The following is a 16,602-nucleotide window of genomic DNA, read 5'->3' on the forward strand; positions in this document are numbered from 1 at the left end:
GCCCCGCGCGGCGGAGCATCAGCCCCGCCCGGAAGCGGTACGGCGCCTACCGGTTCCGGAGATCGGCCTCCAGGGCGCGGGCCACCTCCGCCGCCTCCTCCGCCCGGAGCGGGGCGCCCTTGGCGTCCGTCACGTAGAAGGCGTCCACCGCGTTGGCGCCGAGCGTCGAGACGTGGGCGCTGCGGACCCGGACCGCGGCCGTCTCCAGGGCGCGGCCGATGCGGTGCAGCAGGCCGGGCGCGTCATGGGCGCGGACTTCGATGACCGTGGCCAGGGACGAGCCGGCCGCGGCGACCGTGACGCGTGGCGGCGGGGCCGTGACGCCCCGGCGGCGGGGGTAGGCCGCTTCGCGCTCGGCCAGCCGGGAGGCGATGTCCAGGGAGCCGTCGAGGGCCCGGACCAGGTCGGCGCGCAGCCGGGTGGCCTGCGGGAGGGACCCGTACTCCGCCGCGACGCGCCAGTTCAGGACGAGTACGGCGGCGGGGCCCAGGTCGGTGGGCAGGTCGATGGCGCGCAGGTCGGCGGAGCGGACGGTCAGCCGGTGCAGGGCGAGCACCCCGGCGACGGCCGGCAGCACGCCCGGCTGGTCGGGCAGGGCGATGAGGAGCTCGACGCCGACCGGTTCCGGTTCGGTGGCCTCGGCGGGGTGCTCGGCGTGGAGGGTCAGCACCGGTTCGCCGGTCCGCAGGGCCTCGACGGCGAGGCGCTCCTCCTCGGTGCCGGGTGCGGTGGGCTCGGGGGCGGGCGGGGCGTGCCCGGCGAGGACGCCCGCGACCCGCCGGACGAGGTCGGCGACGAGCGAGGCGCGCCAGGAGGACCAGGCGGCGGGGCCGGTGGCCAGGGCGTCGGCCTCGGTGAGGGCGTGCAGCAGCTCCAGCGTCCCGGGCGACCCGATGGCCGTGGCGACGGACCGGATGGTGGCCGGGTCGTCCAGGTCGCGGCGGGTGGCGGTTTCGACGAGGAGCAGGTGGTGGCGCACGAGGGTGGCCAGCACCCGCGCGTCGGCGGGGTCGAAGCCGATCCGGCCGGCCACGTCGCGGGCGATGGTCTCGCCCGCCACGGAGTGGTCGCCGGGCAGGCCCTTGCCGATGTCGTGGAGGAGCGCGGCGACCAGCAGCAGGTCGGGGCGGCCGACGCGGCGGGTGAGCGCGGAGGCTCGTACGGCGGTCTCGACCAGGTGGCGGTCGACGGTCCAGGTGTGGACGGGGTTGCGTTGCGGGCGGCAGCGGACGCGCTCCCAGTCGGGGAGCAGGCGGGTGATGAGGCCCCCGGCCTCCAGCGCCTCCCAGACGGGCACGGTGGCCTCGCCCGCGCCGAGCAGGGTGACCAGCTGCTCGCGGGCCTCGGCGGGCCAGGGCTCGGGCAGCGGCCGGGTGGTGGTGGCGAGGTGGCGCACCGCGTGCGGGGAGAGGGTCAGGCCGGACTGGGCGGCCGCCGCGGCGGCCCGGAGCGGCAGGACCGGGTCGCGCTCGGGGCGGGCGGTGCGGGCGAGGACGGCCTCGCCGTCCATTTCGACGACGCCCTCGGCGAGCGGGGTGCGGACGACGGGCGGCTTGCCGCCCAGCATCTTGCGCAGCCGGGGGCGTACGGAACGGGCGCGCAGGACGCGGTTCACCTCGCGCCAGGTGACGTCACCGGCGTACGAGATGGTGCGGGCGGCCTCGTAGACCTGGCGGAGCAGGGTGTCGGAGTCCGGCAGGCCGAGGGCGCCGGCCACCTGGTCCTGTTCCTGGAGGGCGAGGCGGTCGGTGGCCCGCCCGGTGACGAGGTGGAGCGCGTCGCGGGCGTCGAGGAGGGTGCGGCGTGCCTCGGCGAGCCCTTCGCGCGGGGCGTCGGCGAGCCAGGAGGCGGCGACCGCCCGCAGCGCGGTGGCGTCGCGCAGTCCGCCCCGGGCCTCCTTGAGGTCGGGTTCGAGGAGGTACTGGAGTTCCCCCTGCCGTTCGGCGCGGTCGCGGCACAGCTCGTCGAGTTCGGGCAGCCGCTTGGGGGCCTGGTTGCGCCAGTCGGCGAGGACGGCCGTCCGCAGGCCGGTGACCAGCCCGAAGTCGCCCGCCAGGTGGCGGGCGTCGAGCAGGCCGAGCTGGACCTTGAGGTCCTCGGAGGCGGTTCTGCGGGCCTCGGCGGGGGTGCGGACGGAGTGGTCGAGGGCGAGGCCCAGGTCCCAGACCGGGTACCAGACGCGGTCGGCGAGCGCCGCGACGGTGGCGGGGTCGACGGTGCCGTCGTGGAGGAGGAGCAGGTCGAGGTCGCTGCGGGGCGACAGCTCGCCGCGTCCGTAGCCGCCGACCGCGACCAGGGCGGTGCCGCGGGGCGGGGCGCCGGCCTCGTGGAGGGCCGCCAGCCAGCCGTCGGTGAGCCGCGCGAGGGCGGCACGGCGCGGCGGCCCGGACGGCGCCTCCTGTCGCAGGAGGCGCAGCCGGGCCGCCGCGTAGCCGCTGGGTCCCGAGTCTTCGCCGGTCACTTCGGTACTCGTCACCCGTGGGCTCCTTACAGTGCGTCGGGTCCGCGTTCGCCGGTGCGGACGCGTACGGCGGTCTCGACGGGGACGCTCCACACCTTCCCGTCACCGATCTTGCCGGTGCGGGCCGCCTTGACCACCACGTCGATGAGCTGTTCGGCGTCCTCGTCCTCGACCAGCACCTCGATGCGGATCTTCGGGACGAGGTCGACGGTGTACTCGGCGCCCCGGTAGACCTCGGTGTGGCCGCGCTGCCGTCCGTAGCCGCTGGCCTCGGTGACGGTCAGGCCCTGGACTCCGAAGGCCTGGAGGGCCTCCTTGATCTCGTCCAGCCGGTGCGGCTTGACGACCGCGGTGATGAGCTTCATGCGTCCACCTTCTTGTTCCGCTGATGAGCTGCTGCCCCGGTCTCCGTCCCGGCGGGCACGGCCTTGCGCGATCCGGCGCCTCCGCCGGCCCCGCTGAAGTCGTACGCCGTCTCGGCGTGCTCGACCTGGTCGATGCCCAGGACCTCGTCATCCTCGCTGACGCGCATGCCCATCACCTTGTCGATGAGGAAGGCGAGCAGGGCGGAGACGACCAGGGAGTAGGCGAGGACCGCGAAGACACCGATGGCCTGCTTGCCGAGCTGCTCCAGGCCGCCGCCGTAGAAGAGGCCCTTGGCCTCGGACTGGACGCCGCCGGTGGCGAAGAACCCGACGAGCAGGGAGCCGGCCACACCACCGACCAGGTGGACGCCGATGACGTCGAGGGAGTCGTCGTAACCGAACCTGTACTTCAGGCCCACGGCCATGGCGCACAGCAGGCCGGCGACGGCGCCGATGGCGATCGCGCCGAGCGGGGAGCAGGAGCCGCCGGCCGGGGTGATGGCGACGAGGCCCGCGACCGCGCCGGACGCGGCACCGAGGGTGGTGAAGGCGCCGTGGCGGATCTTCTCGTAGGCGAGCCAGGCGAGCATGGCGGCGGCGGTGGCGACCTGGGTGTTGAGGAACATCACCGCGCCGACGCCGTCGTCGTTGCCGAGCCAGGAGCCGGCGTTGAAGCCGAACCAGCCGAACCACAGCAGACCGGCCCCGAGCATGACCAGGGGGAGGCTGTGCGGGCGCATCGGGTCCTTCTTGAAGCCGACCCGCTTGCCGATGACCAGGATCACGCCCAGGGCGGCGGCACCGGCGTTGATGTGGACGGCGGTGCCGCCCGCGAAGTCGATGACGCCCATCTCGAAGAGCCAGCCGCCGGTGCCCCACACCCAGTGGGCGACGGGGAAGTAGACGACGGTGACCCACAGGGCGATGAACAGGGCCCAGGCGGTGAACTTGACGCGGTCGGCGAGGGCGCCGCTGATCAGGGCGGGCGTGATGATCGCGAACATGAGCTGGAAGGCGGCGAAGACGTACACCGGGATGGTGTAGCCGTCCCACAGCTGGGTGATCCCGATACCGCTGAGCCCGACGTAGTCGGACGACCATCCGACGACGGAGCCCGAGTCGGTGCCGAAGGCGATGCTGAAGCCGTAGAGCACCCACAGGATCGTGACGATCCCCAGGCTGATGAAGCTCATCATCAGCATGTTGAGGGTGGATTTGACGCGGACCATGCCTCCGTAGAAGAAGGCGAGGGCGGGCGTCATCAGCATCACCAGGGCGGAACAGATGAGCATGAACCCGGTGTTGGCGGCAGACAGCGTGGGTGTGTCTGCGGCAAGGGTCGTGATGCCTGGGGGCATCGGCGTCTCCTCGTCGTCGGTACGGCCTGTGCGGGGCTGAGCCGGGCTTGCGCGGCTATGAGGGGTGGCCGGTTATGCGCCAGAGATTCGCGCAGCGCGGTTTCGGTCAGTGCCGCTCGATGTTTCGCCGCAGTGACGAAGAGGGCCCGCGTGTTACGTCACCATGAACCGCCGGGTCACGGGGAGGTAACGGGAGTACCCTCGCGCACGACAAGGGACCGGCCGCGACGGTCACCCTGTCGACCGGCAATGGGGGAGCCGAGTCGGGCTGTACGGGGTGACGGTCGCGGCCGGGGTCTGGGTGCCCTGGCGGGTGCCGTGGCGGGCTTCGGGCAGGGCCGCTCCGGGTGGGGCGGCCGGGGCGGGGGCGGCCGGTCAGACCGCTTCGGCGGTCTCGGGCAGCTGGGCGGTCAGGATGTCGGTGAGCCTGGCCACCTCGGGTACGTCCCCGAAGTCCCGGGCGGCCGTGTCGACGGTCTTGCGCAGCCGGGTGTTGACCCGCTCGGAGCGGATGCGCCGGGCGACCCCGAGGGCGGACTCGGCCAGCTTGGTGGCCTCCTCGGGCTCCCGCTTGAGCAGGTGCACGGTGGCCATCCCGACCAGGTTGAGGGCGTACGACCGCTGGTGGTCCTCGTCCTCGGAGAAGAGCCGCACGGCCCGCCGCATCACCGGCTCGGCGAGCGAGGCGTAGGTGGGGCTGCGGCCGGCCACATAGGCGAGGTCGCGGTAGGAGTGGGCGTTCTCCCCGTTCAGCTCGGCCTCGGAGAAGAAGCCGATCCAGTCGGGCTCGGGCTCGCCGTCGAGGCCGACGTCGGCGAAGGTGTCCTCGGCCATGCGGACCGCGCGCTTGCACTTGCCGGGCTGGCCCATGTTCGCGTACGCCCGGGCCTCCATCGCATACAGCATGGCCTGGGTGCGCGCGGTGGCGCAGTCGCGGCTGCCGTACTGGGCGAGGTGGATGAGCTCCAGCGCGTCGTCGGGCCGGCCGAGGTGGATCATCTGGCGGCTCATGGAGGAGAGGATGTACGAGCCCAGCGGCTTGTCCCCGGCCTCCTTGGCGGCGTGCAGGGCGAGGACGAAGTACTTCTGGGCGGTCGGCTGGAGCCCGACGTCGTAGCTCATCCAGCCGGCCAGCTCGGCCAGCTCGGCGGCGCACTTGAACAGGCGCTTCGCGGTCGCGGCGGGCTGCGGCTCCTGCAACAGGTCGGTGACCTCGTGAAGTTGGCCGACGACCGCCTTGCGGCGCAGACCGCCGCCGCACTGGGCGTCCCACTGGCGGAACATCACGGTGGTGGATTCCAGCAGGTCCAGTTCCGCGCGGGAGAGCCGGGTGGGGCGGCGCGGCGCGGAGGGATCCGCCCGGACCGGCTCGGCGGCCGGCGAGGGGACGAGCCAGCGCTGCATCGGCTCGATGAGGGCGGGCCCGGCGGCCAGGGCGAGCGAGGTGCCGAGGAATCCGCGCCGGGCCAGCATCAGGTCGCTGCGGGAGAAGTCGCTGAGCAGCGTGACGGTCTGGGGGCCGGCCCAGGGCAGGTCCACACCGGACACCGACGGTGACTGGTGCGCCGTGCGCAGGCCGAGGTCCTCGACGGCCACGACGCTGCCGAAGCGTTCGGAGAACAGCTCGGAGAGGATGCGCGGGATGGGCTCGCGCGGCTGCTCGCCGTCGAGCCAGCGGCGCACGCGCGAGGTGTCGGTGCTGATGTGGTGGGCGCCCATCTGACGCGCCCGTCGGTTCACCTGACGCGCGAGCTCGCCCTTCGACCAGCCGCTGCGCACGAACCAGGAGCTCAGCTGCTCGTTCGGGCGCTTCCCGGCATTCGTACCGTCTGCGCCACTGCCGCCCACCTGAAGGCCCCCATCCGCCGAATCGCTGTTGCGCGAACCCGTATCAGCATGCCGTCAACTTCGGTCACCCGTCCGTGGGTTGGACCCTTCGAACGAGCAACCGGCTTGCCTCCGGCATACCCAGCCGCGCGAGCACTACCCCCGGGGTTCGTGCACTGAAAGTAATCCTACGATCACCCGTCCGGCGAGGCCGTTTCCATAAACGCCACCATTCGCCACCCCTTCGAATGAACTCCCCCGCAGCCAGGCGCGATTCACTTGACACTACGACGATCGGGAGTCGGCGGATCGTGGCGTGAGCAGGCGCGCGTGACGGAACGCACCACCCGGCGCACCACCGCACGCCACCCGGCCGGGATCCGGGGGCGACGGAGCGTCACGCCGGAACTCCGGGTCGTAACCACCGGCGAGTTCCACCGTTGGAGGGGACATGGGCTTCACGATCGGCGGCACCCGCATCCTGTCCGGTTCGCGGCGGCGCGGCGCCCGCACCACGGAGTGCACCGTGGTGGCGGAGTACACCGGCCTGTGGGGCTGGGACGTGGTCCCCGGCGCCCGGGCCGCCTCCGGCCGCTGCTCCTGCGGGGACCCGGCGTGCTCCGCCCCGGGGGCGCACCCGCTGGGCTTCGCGCCCGAGGTGCCGGCGGGCTCGACGCTCGACACGGTCACCGACGTGTGGTCGCGGTTCCCGGGGGCGGCGCTGCTGCTCCCCGTGGGCCGCGCGTTCGACGTCCTGGAGGTCGCCGAGACCGCCGGACGCCGGGCGCTGGTGCGACTGGAGCGGATGGGCCTCCCGCTGGGCCCGGTGTGCGTCACGCCGACGGGCCGGGCGCAGTTCTTCGTGGCGCCGGGCGCGGCGGCGGAACTGCCGCGGCTGCTCTACCGGATGGGCTGGGACGACGCGGACCTGGATCTGCGGTGCCTCGGCCCCGGCGCCCACATCACGGCTCCCCCGTCGGACCACGGGGGCCTGGGCCCCTGCCGCTGGCTCCGGCCGCCGTCCCTGGACGCGGGCGCCCCTCCCCAGGCCAGGCTGCTGCTGGGCACGCTGGCGTACATCTGCCACCGATCGGGGATGTGAGCCGGGCGGTCCGGACGTGACACGGCCGGGGCGGCTCCTCCCGTACGGGAGTGCCGCCCCGGCCGTTCCGCCGTGCGGGGCCTGCCGGAGGCCCCGGTGTCAGTCGCCGATCAGGGCGTCGACGAAGGCCTCCGGCTCGAAGGGCGCCAGGTCGTCCGGTCCCTCGCCCAGGCCGATCAGCTTCACCGGGACGCCCAGCTCGCGCTGGACCGCGACGACGATGCCGCCCTTGGCGGTGCCGTCCAGCTTGGTGAGGACGATGCCGGTGATGTCGACCACCTCGGCGAAGACCCGCGCCTGGACCAGACCGTTCTGGCCGGTCGTGGCGTCCAGGACGAGCAGGATCTCGTCCAGCGGGCCGTGCTTCTCGACGACGCGCTTGACCTTCCCCAGCTCGTCCATCAGGCCGGTCTTGGTGTGCAGTCGGCCCGCCGTGTCGATCAGGACCACGTCGGCGCCCTCGGCGATGCCCTCCTTCACCGCGTCGTAGGCGACCGACGCGGGGTCGCCCGCCTCGGGCCCGCGCACGGTGCGGGCGCCGACCCGCTCGCCCCAGGTCTGGAGCTGGTCCGCGGCAGCCGCGCGGAAGGTGTCCGCCGCGCCGAGCACGACCGACTTGCCGTCGGCGACCAGGACCCGCGCCAGCTTGCCCGTGGTGGTGGTCTTACCGGTGCCGTTGACGCCGACGACCATGACGATGCCCGGGGTGTCGAGGTCGCTCTCGGTGTGGACGGTGCGGTCCAGGTCGGTGCCGACCAGGGTGAGCAGTTCCTCGCGCAGCAGGGCGCGCAGCTCCTCGGGCGTCCGCGTACCGAGGACGCGCACCCGCTCGCGCAGGCGCTCGACCAGTTCCTGGGTGGGGGTGACGCCGACGTCCGCGGTGAGGAGGGTGTCCTCGATCTCCTCCCAGGTGTCCTCGTCGAGGTGCTCCCGCGACAGCAGGGTCAGCAGGCCCTTGCCCAGGCTGTTCTGCGACCGGGCGAGCCGGGCGCGCAGCCGGACCAGCCGGCCGGCGGTCGGCTCCGGGACCTCGATCTCTGGCGCGGGCGGTGCCGCGACGAGCGGGTCCTCGACGGCGGCGGGGGCCTCCAGGGCCTCCTCGGCGGTCGGGAGGTCGACCTCCTCGATGGTGCGGCGCGGTTCCTCCCGCGGTGTCTCCGCCTCCTCGCCGACGTGCGGCTCGGCTGGCGGAGCGGTGATGGTCGGCGTGCTCGACGGCGCCTGGGGCGGCGGCAGCTGCTTCTTCTTGCGGCTGCTGACCACGAGGCCGCTGATCGCGCCGACCGCGACCAGAGCGATGACTACAGCAAGGATGAGGATTTCCATAACCCGTCCAGTATCGGCCACGACCACCCGGGCGAGCGGTCGCGGAGCGTGCACCAGGACTCAAGGCCCCTGTTTGGACCTCTTTGGGGAGGAACGTACGATGCGCGGACACCCCCTCCTCCCCCACGGAGCTGATCCATGTCCCACGCATCCGAGACCGAGGGCGCGATAGAGACCCGCGGTCTCGAGCCCGTCCCCGACGCCGAACGCACCGGTCACCTGCGGGAGCTGTTCCCCACCTGGGTCGCGGCGAACATCAGTGTGCTGCTGCTCACCATGGGCGCCGGCCTCGTCGTCTCCAACGGCCTGAACTTCTGGCAGGTGCTGACCGTCGCGATCGCCGCGCCGGTCCTCTCGTACGGGATCGTGGGGCTGGTCTCGATCGCGGGCAAGCGCGGCGGCTCACCCGGCATGGCGCTGTCCCGCGCGGTGTTCGGGCAGCGCGGGAACCTCTTCCCCGGGACGCTGATCTGGGTGGCCCGCTGGGGCTGGGAGACGATCAACGCGGTGACGGGTGCGTACGCCGTGCTCACCGTCCTGGACCTGCTCTTCGGCATCGGGAGCAGCACCCCGCTGATCGTCGTCACGCTGGTGCTGTTCGTCTCGGCGACCTTCCTGGTGTCGGGTCTGGGCATCAACGCCCTTCGGGTGTGCAGCACCTGGTCGACGTACCTCTTCGGCGCCTTCTCCGTGCTCGTCCTGGTGTACCTGGTCGCCGGGACGGACTGGAGCGCGGTCTTCGCCCGCCCGGCCGGTTCGACGGCGATGATGATCGCGGGCATCGGCACGATCGCGGCGGGCGGCATCAGCTGGGTGCCCTCCGGGCCGGACTTCACCCGCTATCTGCCCCGCACGGTCTCGTCGGGGGCGGTGGTGGCGTCCACCGTCGGCGGTGCCGGGATCGTCGTCCTGCCGATGGTGCTGATGGGGGCGGTCATGGCGGTGTCGACGCCGAGCCTGGCGTCCGCGCAGGACCCGGTGTCGTTCATCGGCGAGCTGCTGCCGACGTGGATCTCGGTTCCGTACCTGGTCATCGCGCTGATCGGGATGCTGCTGATCAACTCGATGTCGATGTACTCGGCCGGCTTCACCGCGCAGACGCTCGGCATCACGGTGCCGCGCGCGTGGGCGGTGAGCGTGAACGCCGTGATCTCACTGGTCTTCGGCTTCCTGCTCATGGTGGTGGCCACCAGCTTCATCGGCTCGTTCATCTCGTTCCTGACGCTGCTGGCGGTGGCGTTCTCGGCCTGGATCGGCGTCTTCGGCGTCGACATGACGCGCCGCAGGTCCTACGACGCCGAGGCGCTGATGGACACCACCCGCACCAGCGCCTACTGGTACCGGGGCGGTTTCGCGTGGCAGGCGATGACGGCGTGGGGCGTGGCGCTGATGGTGGGCCTGCTGTTCACGAAGGTCGACTGGTTCGCCGGACCGCTCGCCGGCTCGTGGGTGGGCGCGAACGGGCTGGGCTGGCTGGTGACCATCGTGGTGGCGGCCACTCTGTACGCCGTGCTGCCGCGTACGCCGGGGAAGGCGGCGGACGACGGTTCCGAGCCCGGTTCGGTGTCGGTCACCGCCTGCGTCTGACGCGGGAGCCGTACAGGCAGCAGGAAAACGGAACCGCCCCGGCTCACGCGGTGAGCCGGGGCGGTTTCCTGTCCGAGGAGAGGGGCAGCGGGGATTAGCCCATCTCCTCCAACGCCTTGCCCTTGGTCTCCTTCACGTACTTGAGCACGAAGGGGATGGAGAGCACGGCGAAGACCGTGTAGATGACGTACGTCCCGGAGAGGTTCCAGTCCGCCAGGGACGGGAAGCTCGCGGTGATGGCCCAGTTGGCGATCCATTGCGCGGAGGCGGCGACGCCGAGCGCGGCGGCGCGGATCCGGTTGGGGAACATCTCGCCGAGGAACACCCAGACCACCACGCCCCACGAGAGGGCGAAGAAGAGTACGAAGAGGTGGGCGGCGACCAGGGCGACGACACCCTGGGTCTCGGGCAGCTTGCCGTCGACGAGGTCGGCGGAGAAGGCCCACGCCTCGAGGGCGAGGGAGATCGCCATGCCCGCGGAGCCGACGAGGGCGAGCGGCCGGCGGCCGACCCGGTCCACCAGGACCATCGCGATCACGGTGCCGATGATGTTGATGATCGACGTGGTGAACGAGTAGAAGAACGAGCTCGACGGGTTGATGCCGACCGACTGCCACAGCGTCGAGGAGTAGTAGAACGCGACGTTGATGCCGACGAGCTGCTGGAAGACGGACAGGCCGATGCCCACCCAGACGATCGGCAGGAAGCCGAAGCGGCTGCCGAGCAGGTCACGGAAGGTCGACTTGTGCTCGCGGTGCATGGCGGTCTCGATCTCCCGGACGCGCGCGTCCAGGTCGACGCCCTTGCCCTCGACCTCGGAGAGGACCTCCTTGGCCCTGTCCTTGCGGCCGACGGAGATGAGGAAGCGGGGCGACTCGGGGATCGCGAAGGAGAGCAGGCCGTAGAGCATGGCCGGGATCACCATGACGCCGAGCATCCACTGCCAGGCCTCCAGGCCGCCGATCTCACCGCGCTGGTCACCGTCGGCCATGTTGAGGATGGCCCAGTTGACCAGCTGGGAGACGGCGATGCCCACGACGATGGCGGCCTGCTGGAAGGAGCCGAGCCGGCCGCGGTAGGCCGCGGGGGCGACCTCGGCGATGTAGGCGGGGCCGATCACCGAGGCCATACCGATGGCGAAGCCACCGACCACGCGCCACATGGCGAGGTCCCAGAGGGCGAACGGCAGGGCCGATCCGACGGCGCTGACGGTGAAGAGGACGGCGGCGATCTGCATACAGCGGATGCGGCCGATGCGGTCCGCGATGCGGCCGGCGGTCGCGGCACCGATGGCACAGCCGATCAGCGCGATGGCGATCACCTGGGCCAGGGTCCCGGAGCCGATGTCGTACCGGTCGCGGATGGCTTCGACGGCACCGTTGATCACGGAGCTGTCGTAGCCGAAGAGGAATCCGCCCATCGCGGCCGCGGCCGTGATGAAGATGACATGGCCGAGGTGATCGGGGTGGGCCTCTCGGGCCCCCGACGCCGGCGGCTTCGCTGTGCTGGTCACGTGAACTCCTGGTACCCGGCGCCGTCGCCGGGCATGGGGGGCGAGCCCTTCCAGTGGCGCACAACTTCACGCCGCCCACCACTTGAAGGTAAAAGCAACGTTGCAGAGACTATGCCTTCAAGTTTCGAAGTCAAGAGTCGGAGGTCTGTGAATCTGAGCGCACGGCGTGTCGACTTGCATTCAGGACTTGAAGAGACTTCTCAGGCAGAGGACACGCTCAGCGGAGGCGCTGGCTGATCACCTTCGAGACGCCGTCCCCTTGCATGGACACCCCGTAGAGCGCGTCCGCGACCTCCATGGTCCGCTTCTGGTGCGTGATCACGATCAGCTGGGAGCTCTCCTGGAGCTCCTGCATGATCCTGATGAGCCGCTGGAGGTTGGTGTCGTCCAGCGCCGCCTCGACCTCGTCCATCACATAGAACGGACTCGGCCGCGCCTTGAAGATCGACACCAGCAGGGCGACGGCCGTCAGGGACCGTTCACCGCCCGACAGCAGCGACAGCCGCTTGACCTTCTTGCCCGGCGGACGGGCCTCGACGTCCACACCCGTGGTGAGCATGTGGTCGGGATCGGTCAGGACGAGCCGCCCCTCACCACCCGGGAAGAGCCGGGAGAAGACTCCCTCGAACTCCCGGGCCGTGTCCCGGTACGCCTCCGTGAAGACCTGCTCGACGCGCTCGTCCACCTCCTTCACCACCTGAAGCAGGTCGGCCCGCGTCTTCTTCAGGTCTTCGAGCTGCTCGGAGAGGAACTGGTGGCGTTCCTCCAGCGCCGCGAACTCCTCCAGCGCCAGCGGATTCACCTTCCCGAGCTGTTGGTACGCCCGTTCGGCCGACTTCAGCCGTTTCTCCTGTTCGGCGCGGACGAAACGTCCCGGCTGGTTGCGCGGGTGCTCCGGGTCATCGGGGAGCTCCTCCCCCTCGGCGGGCGGCGACGGCGGAACGGGCTGGTCCGGCCCGTACTCGGCCACCAGGACGGCCGGCTCGACGCCCAACTCCTCCAGCGCCCTGGTCTCCAGCTGCTCGATGCGCAGTCGCTTCTCGGCTCCCAGCACCTCGCCCCGGTGCACCGAGTCGGTGAGCTTGTCCAGCTCGCCCTTCAGGTCCCGGCCCCGGGCCCTGGCCTCCGCCAGGCCCCGCTCGCGCGCCGCCTTGGCGCCCTCGGCGGCGGTCCGCTCCCGGTCCGCCCGCCCCAGGGACACCTCGACGTGCGCGAGGAGCTGACGGGCCCCGGACGCGACGGCGGCGGCGACCTCCGCCTCGTGACGCAGCCGGGCGCGGCGCCGCTCCGCACGCGCGCGTGCCTCCCGTTCGGCGCGGGCGGCCCGGTCGAGTCCCTCGGCGCGGCCCGCCAGCCCCTTGACCCGCTCCTCGTGGGTACGGAGCTGGAGGCGGGCCTCCATCTCGGTCTGCCGGGCGTTGGCGCCGTCGGCGGCCAGCCGGTCCCGCGCGGAGGTGTCGGGCTCCTCGTCCCCGTCCCCGGAGGGGGCCGCCTCCTGGGCGACGAGCAGCCGCTCGGCCAGCTCCTCGGCCTCCTCGGTGGCCCGCTCCAGCGCCTCCTGGGCACGGGCGGCGGCCGCTGCGGTCCGCTCCGCCTCCCCCGCCGCGCCGCGCGCCTGCCCGGCGAGCCGCCCGAGCGCCTGCGCGACGGACGACTTCTCCCGGTCGGCCGCCCGGCGCCGGTCCGCCAGCTCCTCGACCCGGGCGGCGCGGGTACGGCGGCGCTCCGTGGCCTCCCGCTGCGCCGCCGCCAGCTCCTCGCACCGCACGGCCAGCCCGGCCAGCCCGGCGGCGGCCTCGTCGACGGACGCCTGCACCTCCAGGAGGCTGGGCGCCCCGGCCGATCCGCCCTGCGCGAAGTGTGCCCCGAGGACGTCCCCCTCGGCGGTGACGGCGACCAGCCCGGGGCGGGCGTACACCAGGTCCTCGGCGTCCTCCAGGGTCGCGACGACCACGACGTCGCGCAGCAGGCGCCGCACGGCGGGCATCAGCTCCTCGGGCCCGCGCACCAGGTCGACGGCGTACGTCAGGCCCGCCTCGCGGTACCGGTCCGGGGCACCGCCCGGTAGCCCGGCCTCACCGTCCCGGTAATGGTCCCGGGGGCCGTCCGGCGGCCCGGCTCGGCGGCCGCTGCCCGGGGAGCCGTCCGGCAGGCCCCCCAGCAGCAGGGCCGCGCGCCCCGCGTCCTGCTTGCGCAGCAGCCGGATCGCCTCGGCGGCCGTGGCCGGGTCGCGCACCGCGACCGCGTCCGCGGCGGCGCCCAGGGCGGCGGCCACCGGCACCTCGTACCCGGGCGTCACGGCGAGCAGCTCGGCGGCCGGGCCCAGCAGGCCGCCGAGGCCGTCGGCCGCGCCCAGCAGGGCGCCCGTCCCGTCCTTGCGGCGCAGCCCCAGCGCCAGCGCGTCGTGGCGCGCGGCGAGCGCGGCCCGCTCGCGCTCCGCCGCGGTGGCGGCCTCCCGGGCGGCGCCGAGGGCGGTCTCCGCGTCCGCCAGCTCCCGCTTCGCCTCCTCGTGCAGGCCGGCCAGCTCGGCGTCTCCGGCGTCCAGCCGGTCGACCTCCGCCTTGAGCGTCTCGTACTCCTCCTGCGCGGCGACCGCCCTCTCGTGCGCCTCGTCGCGGGCGGCGGCCAGCCGGTCGATCTCGGCCTGCGCGGAGGCGGCGCGGGAGCGGGCCGCGCCCACCTGTCCGCTCAGCCGGGCCAGCCCCTCGCGACGGTCGGCGATCGCCCGCGCCGCGTCCTTCAGCCGGCGCTCCTCCACGGCCAGCTCCCGCTCCAGCTCGGCGCGGTGCCCGACGGTGTCCTCCAGCGCCCGCCGGGCCGCCTCCAGCGCGGCCTCCAGCTCCGCCTCCTGCTCGCGGATCCGGGCGGCCTCCCGCTCCAGGTCCTCGGGGTCGCGACCGCGCCGTTCCTCGACCGGAGGGGCGGTGGCGCTCTTCACACGGGCGTCGGCCAGCGAGATGGTGCCGCGCACCCGCTCGGCCAGCTGGGACAGCTCGTACCAGGTCTGCTGGGCGCGCTGGAGCCGGGGCGCGAGGCGCCGCACCTCGTCCTCCAGCTCCGCCTCCCGCCCGAGCGCCGCCTTCAGCTCGGCCTCCGCCCGATCCTTGCGCTCCTTGAGCGCGGCCTCGTCGGCGATCTCGGCCTTCAGCGCCTGCTGGAGGCGTACGAGGTCGTCGGCGAGCAGCCGGAGGCGGGCGTCGCGCAGGTCCGCCTGGATGACGGCGGCCCGCCGCGCGACGGCGGCCTGCCGGCCGAGCGGCTTGAGCTGGCGGCGCAGCTCGTCGGTGAGGTCCTGGACGCGGGCGAGGTTGGCCTGCATCGCGTCCAGCTTCCGCAGCGCCTTCTCTTTGCGCTTGCGGTGCTTGAGGACGCCGGCGGCCTCCTCGATGAACGCCCGGCGGCCCGTCGGATCGGCGTGCAGGACGGAGTCGAGCTGCCCCTGCCCGACGATGACGTGCATCTCCCGGCCGATGCCGGAGTCGCTGAGGAGGTCCTGGATGTCCAGGAGACGGCAGGTGTCGCCGTTGATCTGGTACTCGCTGCTGCCGCCCCGGAACATGATCCGCGTGATGGTGACTTCGGCGTAGTCGATGGGCAGCGCGCCGTCGGAGTTGTCGATGGTGAGGGAGACCTCGGCGCGGCCGAGCGGCGGGCGCCCGGTCGTCCCGGCGAAGATGACGTCCTCCATCTTCCCGCCGCGCAGCGACTTGGCTCCCTGTTCACCCATGACCCAGGAGAGCGCGTCCACCACATTGGACTTGCCCGAGCCGTTCGGCCCCACCACGCACGTGATTCCCGGTTCGAACCGGAGGGTGGTGGCGGAGGCGAACGATTTGAACCCGCGCAGGGTCAGGGCCTTGAGGTGCACGCCCCCGGACTCTACCTGCCGCTTCTCGTTTGACCGGTGAATGCGCAGGGCAGATCAGAGGTCAAGGATCAGTGAAACGCCGGTGACGGCGGGGGGAAGGGAAAAGAAAGAAGGGACGCCGAAGCGTCCCTTGCATATCTCGCGAGAGTGTTTCTCACCCTGCCCGATACCGTGAGGTGCCGATACGGGCCTTGCCGACGAGGGCTGGGATCAGGTGAGCGCAGGCTCCGCCTTGGGTACGTCGATGTCGATGCCGTCGAGCAGCGACTCGCTGTGAGCGGCGGCCGCGTTCAGCGCGTCGTTCTCGGACTGAATCCGTACGAGCTCGGACTCGAGGTCCTGGACGCGCTGCTGCAACCGTCGCATCTCGGCGAGAAGTCGCGGGTCGGAACCGCCGACATAACCGAGAAGCGCCTTTGCCATGACTTTTGGTCCTCCACAATGAGTGACCGACCGAAGCGGTGTGGGTCGTGAGGGATTTCGCACCCGCGGTGTCCGGCAGTGCTTGGTGCCGCTGCGGTTCTCACTGCCAAACAGCCAGGGTGCGCGGGGCTTCCAGAGTCTCACCAAAAAGTTTGACGGTCAACACGATCACGCCCCGCATCAAGGGGCAACCGGGGGGCGTGCGGCCGCGAACCGTGCGGCGGCGCCTCTCACTGCGGTGCCCAGGGGCGTTCCGGGCGATCCTCGAAGGGCCGTGCGGGCCTGTGGATCATCCTTACCCGCGCAGCCTGGCACGCCGAGCGATTCTTGGCAACCACCAGGTCGTTTCCGCCCTGTGCACATGCCCGCGGCAGCTCTGCCGGGCGCCCGACGCCCCCGCGGGGGCCGGCGCCGGCGACGAGACCGTCAGCGGATCGCGAAGCCGTCGTAGCCACCGCGCGGGGTGCCCCATATCTCCGTGACTCCGTCGACGCGCCCGGGTGTGTCGCCCGAGCGGAGCCACTCCAGCAAACGGTGGCAATTCTCACTCGTCCCCTCGGCCACCACCTGCACCCGGCCGTCGTCCAGATTCAGGGCGAAACCGGTGAGTCCTCCGATCTCCAGAGCATTCGCCCTGGTGAACCAGCGGAAGCCCACTCCCTGTACTCGGCCGCGTACCCAGGCGGTGAGCCGTACGTCTTCGTTCATGGCTGCACGCTAACCGGCCAATTGCACTCGGAGCACTTCTCCCCCATGCGTCATGGCGTACAGT

11 protein-coding genes are annotated in these 16,602 nt (G+C 72.4%); 2 read left to right on the forward strand and 9 right to left on the reverse strand.

Annotated features, from left to right (window positions below; genetic code table 11):
• Positions 1–46: 46 nt before the first annotated feature.
• The 4 genes from IE109_RS16740 to nsdA all read right to left on the reverse strand — a co-directional run bounded on the left by IE109_RS16740 (position 47) and on the right by nsdA (position 6,032).
• Positions 47–2,476, reverse strand: a complete 2,430-nt coding sequence (locus IE109_RS16740; protein ID WP_189551696.1) for a [protein-PII] uridylyltransferase — start codon at positions 2,474–2,476, stop codon at positions 47–49.
• 11 nt (positions 2,477–2,487) lie between these two features.
• Positions 2,488–2,826 (reverse strand): P-II family nitrogen regulator, encoded by a 339-nt coding sequence (locus IE109_RS16745; protein ID WP_069170469.1) that lies wholly within the window; start codon positions 2,824–2,826, stop codon positions 2,488–2,490.
• Positions 2,823–4,184 carry an ammonium transporter gene (locus IE109_RS16750; RefSeq protein WP_189551697.1) on the reverse strand — a complete coding sequence of 454 codons (1,362 nt, stop codon included), beginning with the start codon at positions 4,182–4,184 and terminating at the stop codon, positions 2,823–2,825. The genes IE109_RS16745 and IE109_RS16750 overlap by 4 nt, the downstream gene beginning before the upstream one ends.
• A gap of 375 nt (positions 4,185–4,559) precedes the next feature.
• On the reverse strand, positions 4,560–6,032 hold the full coding sequence (gene nsdA / locus IE109_RS16755) for a transcriptional repressor NsdA (RefSeq protein WP_189551698.1): 1,473 nt from the start codon (positions 6,030–6,032) through the stop codon (positions 4,560–4,562).
• A 430-nt stretch (positions 6,033–6,462) separates the two neighbouring features.
• On the opposite strand from nsdA, the gene IE109_RS16760 reads away from it, so the two are divergent.
• A complete protein-coding gene (locus IE109_RS16760; RefSeq protein WP_189551699.1) occupies positions 6,463–7,113 on the forward strand; it encodes a bifunctional DNA primase/polymerase in 651 nt (216 codons plus the stop codon).
• A 99-nt stretch (positions 7,114–7,212) separates the two neighbouring features.
• On the opposite strand, the gene ftsY is transcribed toward IE109_RS16760, so the two are convergent.
• A complete protein-coding gene (gene ftsY, locus IE109_RS16765) occupies positions 7,213–8,439 on the reverse strand; it encodes a signal recognition particle-docking protein FtsY (protein ID WP_189551700.1) in 1,227 nt (408 codons plus the stop codon).
• 138 nt (positions 8,440–8,577) lie between these two features.
• Here ftsY and IE109_RS16770 point away from each other — a divergent pair, with 138 nt between their 5' ends.
• Entirely contained in the window at positions 8,578–10,026 is a 1,449-nt protein-coding gene (locus IE109_RS16770) for a cytosine permease (protein ID WP_189551701.1), read from the forward strand.
• Between the two features lie 94 nt (positions 10,027–10,120).
• Here IE109_RS16770 and IE109_RS16775 read toward each other — a convergent pair whose 3' ends face one another.
• The 4 genes from IE109_RS16775 to IE109_RS16790 form a co-directional block, all read right to left on the reverse strand.
• Positions 10,121–11,539: a sugar porter family MFS transporter gene (locus IE109_RS16775; RefSeq protein WP_189551702.1), complete on the reverse strand. Its 1,419-nt coding sequence runs from the start codon at positions 11,537–11,539 to the stop codon at positions 10,121–10,123.
• A gap of 217 nt (positions 11,540–11,756) precedes the next feature.
• Positions 11,757–15,407: an SMC hinge domain-related protein gene (locus IE109_RS16780; protein WP_189551703.1), complete on the reverse strand. Its 3,651-nt coding sequence runs from the start codon at positions 15,405–15,407 to the stop codon at positions 11,757–11,759.
• 210 nt (positions 15,408–15,617) lie between these two features.
• Positions 15,618–15,830, reverse strand: coding sequence for a hypothetical protein (locus IE109_RS16785; protein WP_126884705.1), 213 nt, complete (start codon positions 15,828–15,830; stop codon positions 15,618–15,620).
• Between the two features lie 426 nt (positions 15,831–16,256).
• Entirely contained in the window at positions 16,257–16,538 is a 282-nt protein-coding gene (locus IE109_RS16790; RefSeq protein ID WP_189551704.1) for an acylphosphatase, read from the reverse strand.
• Between the last annotated feature and the right edge of the window lie 64 nt (positions 16,539–16,602).

Origin of the sequence: Streptomyces lavendofoliae (assembly GCF_014649735.1) — a bacterium.
Lineage (GTDB): Bacteria > Actinomycetota > Actinomycetes > Streptomycetales > Streptomycetaceae > Streptomyces > Streptomyces lavendofoliae.

Excerpts from the sequence above, each read along its gene's own strand:
- IE109_RS16745 (WP_069170469.1), bottom strand. The coding sequence starts at position 2,826 with ATGAAGCTCATCACCGCGGTCGTCAAGCCGCACCGGCTGGACGAGATC.
- IE109_RS16770 (WP_189551701.1), top strand. The coding sequence starts at position 8,578 with ATGTCCCACGCATCCGAGACCGAGGGCGCGATAGAGACCCGCGGTCTC.
- ftsY (WP_189551700.1), bottom strand. The coding sequence starts at position 8,439 with ATGGAAATCCTCATCCTTGCTGTAGTCATCGCTCTGGTCGCGGTCGGC.
- IE109_RS16785 (WP_126884705.1), bottom strand. The coding sequence starts at position 15,830 with ATGGCAAAGGCGCTTCTCGGTTATGTCGGCGGTTCCGACCCGCGACTT.
- IE109_RS16750 (WP_189551697.1), bottom strand. The coding sequence starts at position 4,184 with ATGCCCCCAGGCATCACGACCCTTGCCGCAGACACACCCACGCTGTCT.
- IE109_RS16790 (WP_189551704.1), bottom strand. The coding sequence starts at position 16,538 with ATGAACGAAGACGTACGGCTCACCGCCTGGGTACGCGGCCGAGTACAG.
- IE109_RS16760 (WP_189551699.1), top strand. The coding sequence starts at position 6,463 with ATGGGCTTCACGATCGGCGGCACCCGCATCCTGTCCGGTTCGCGGCGG.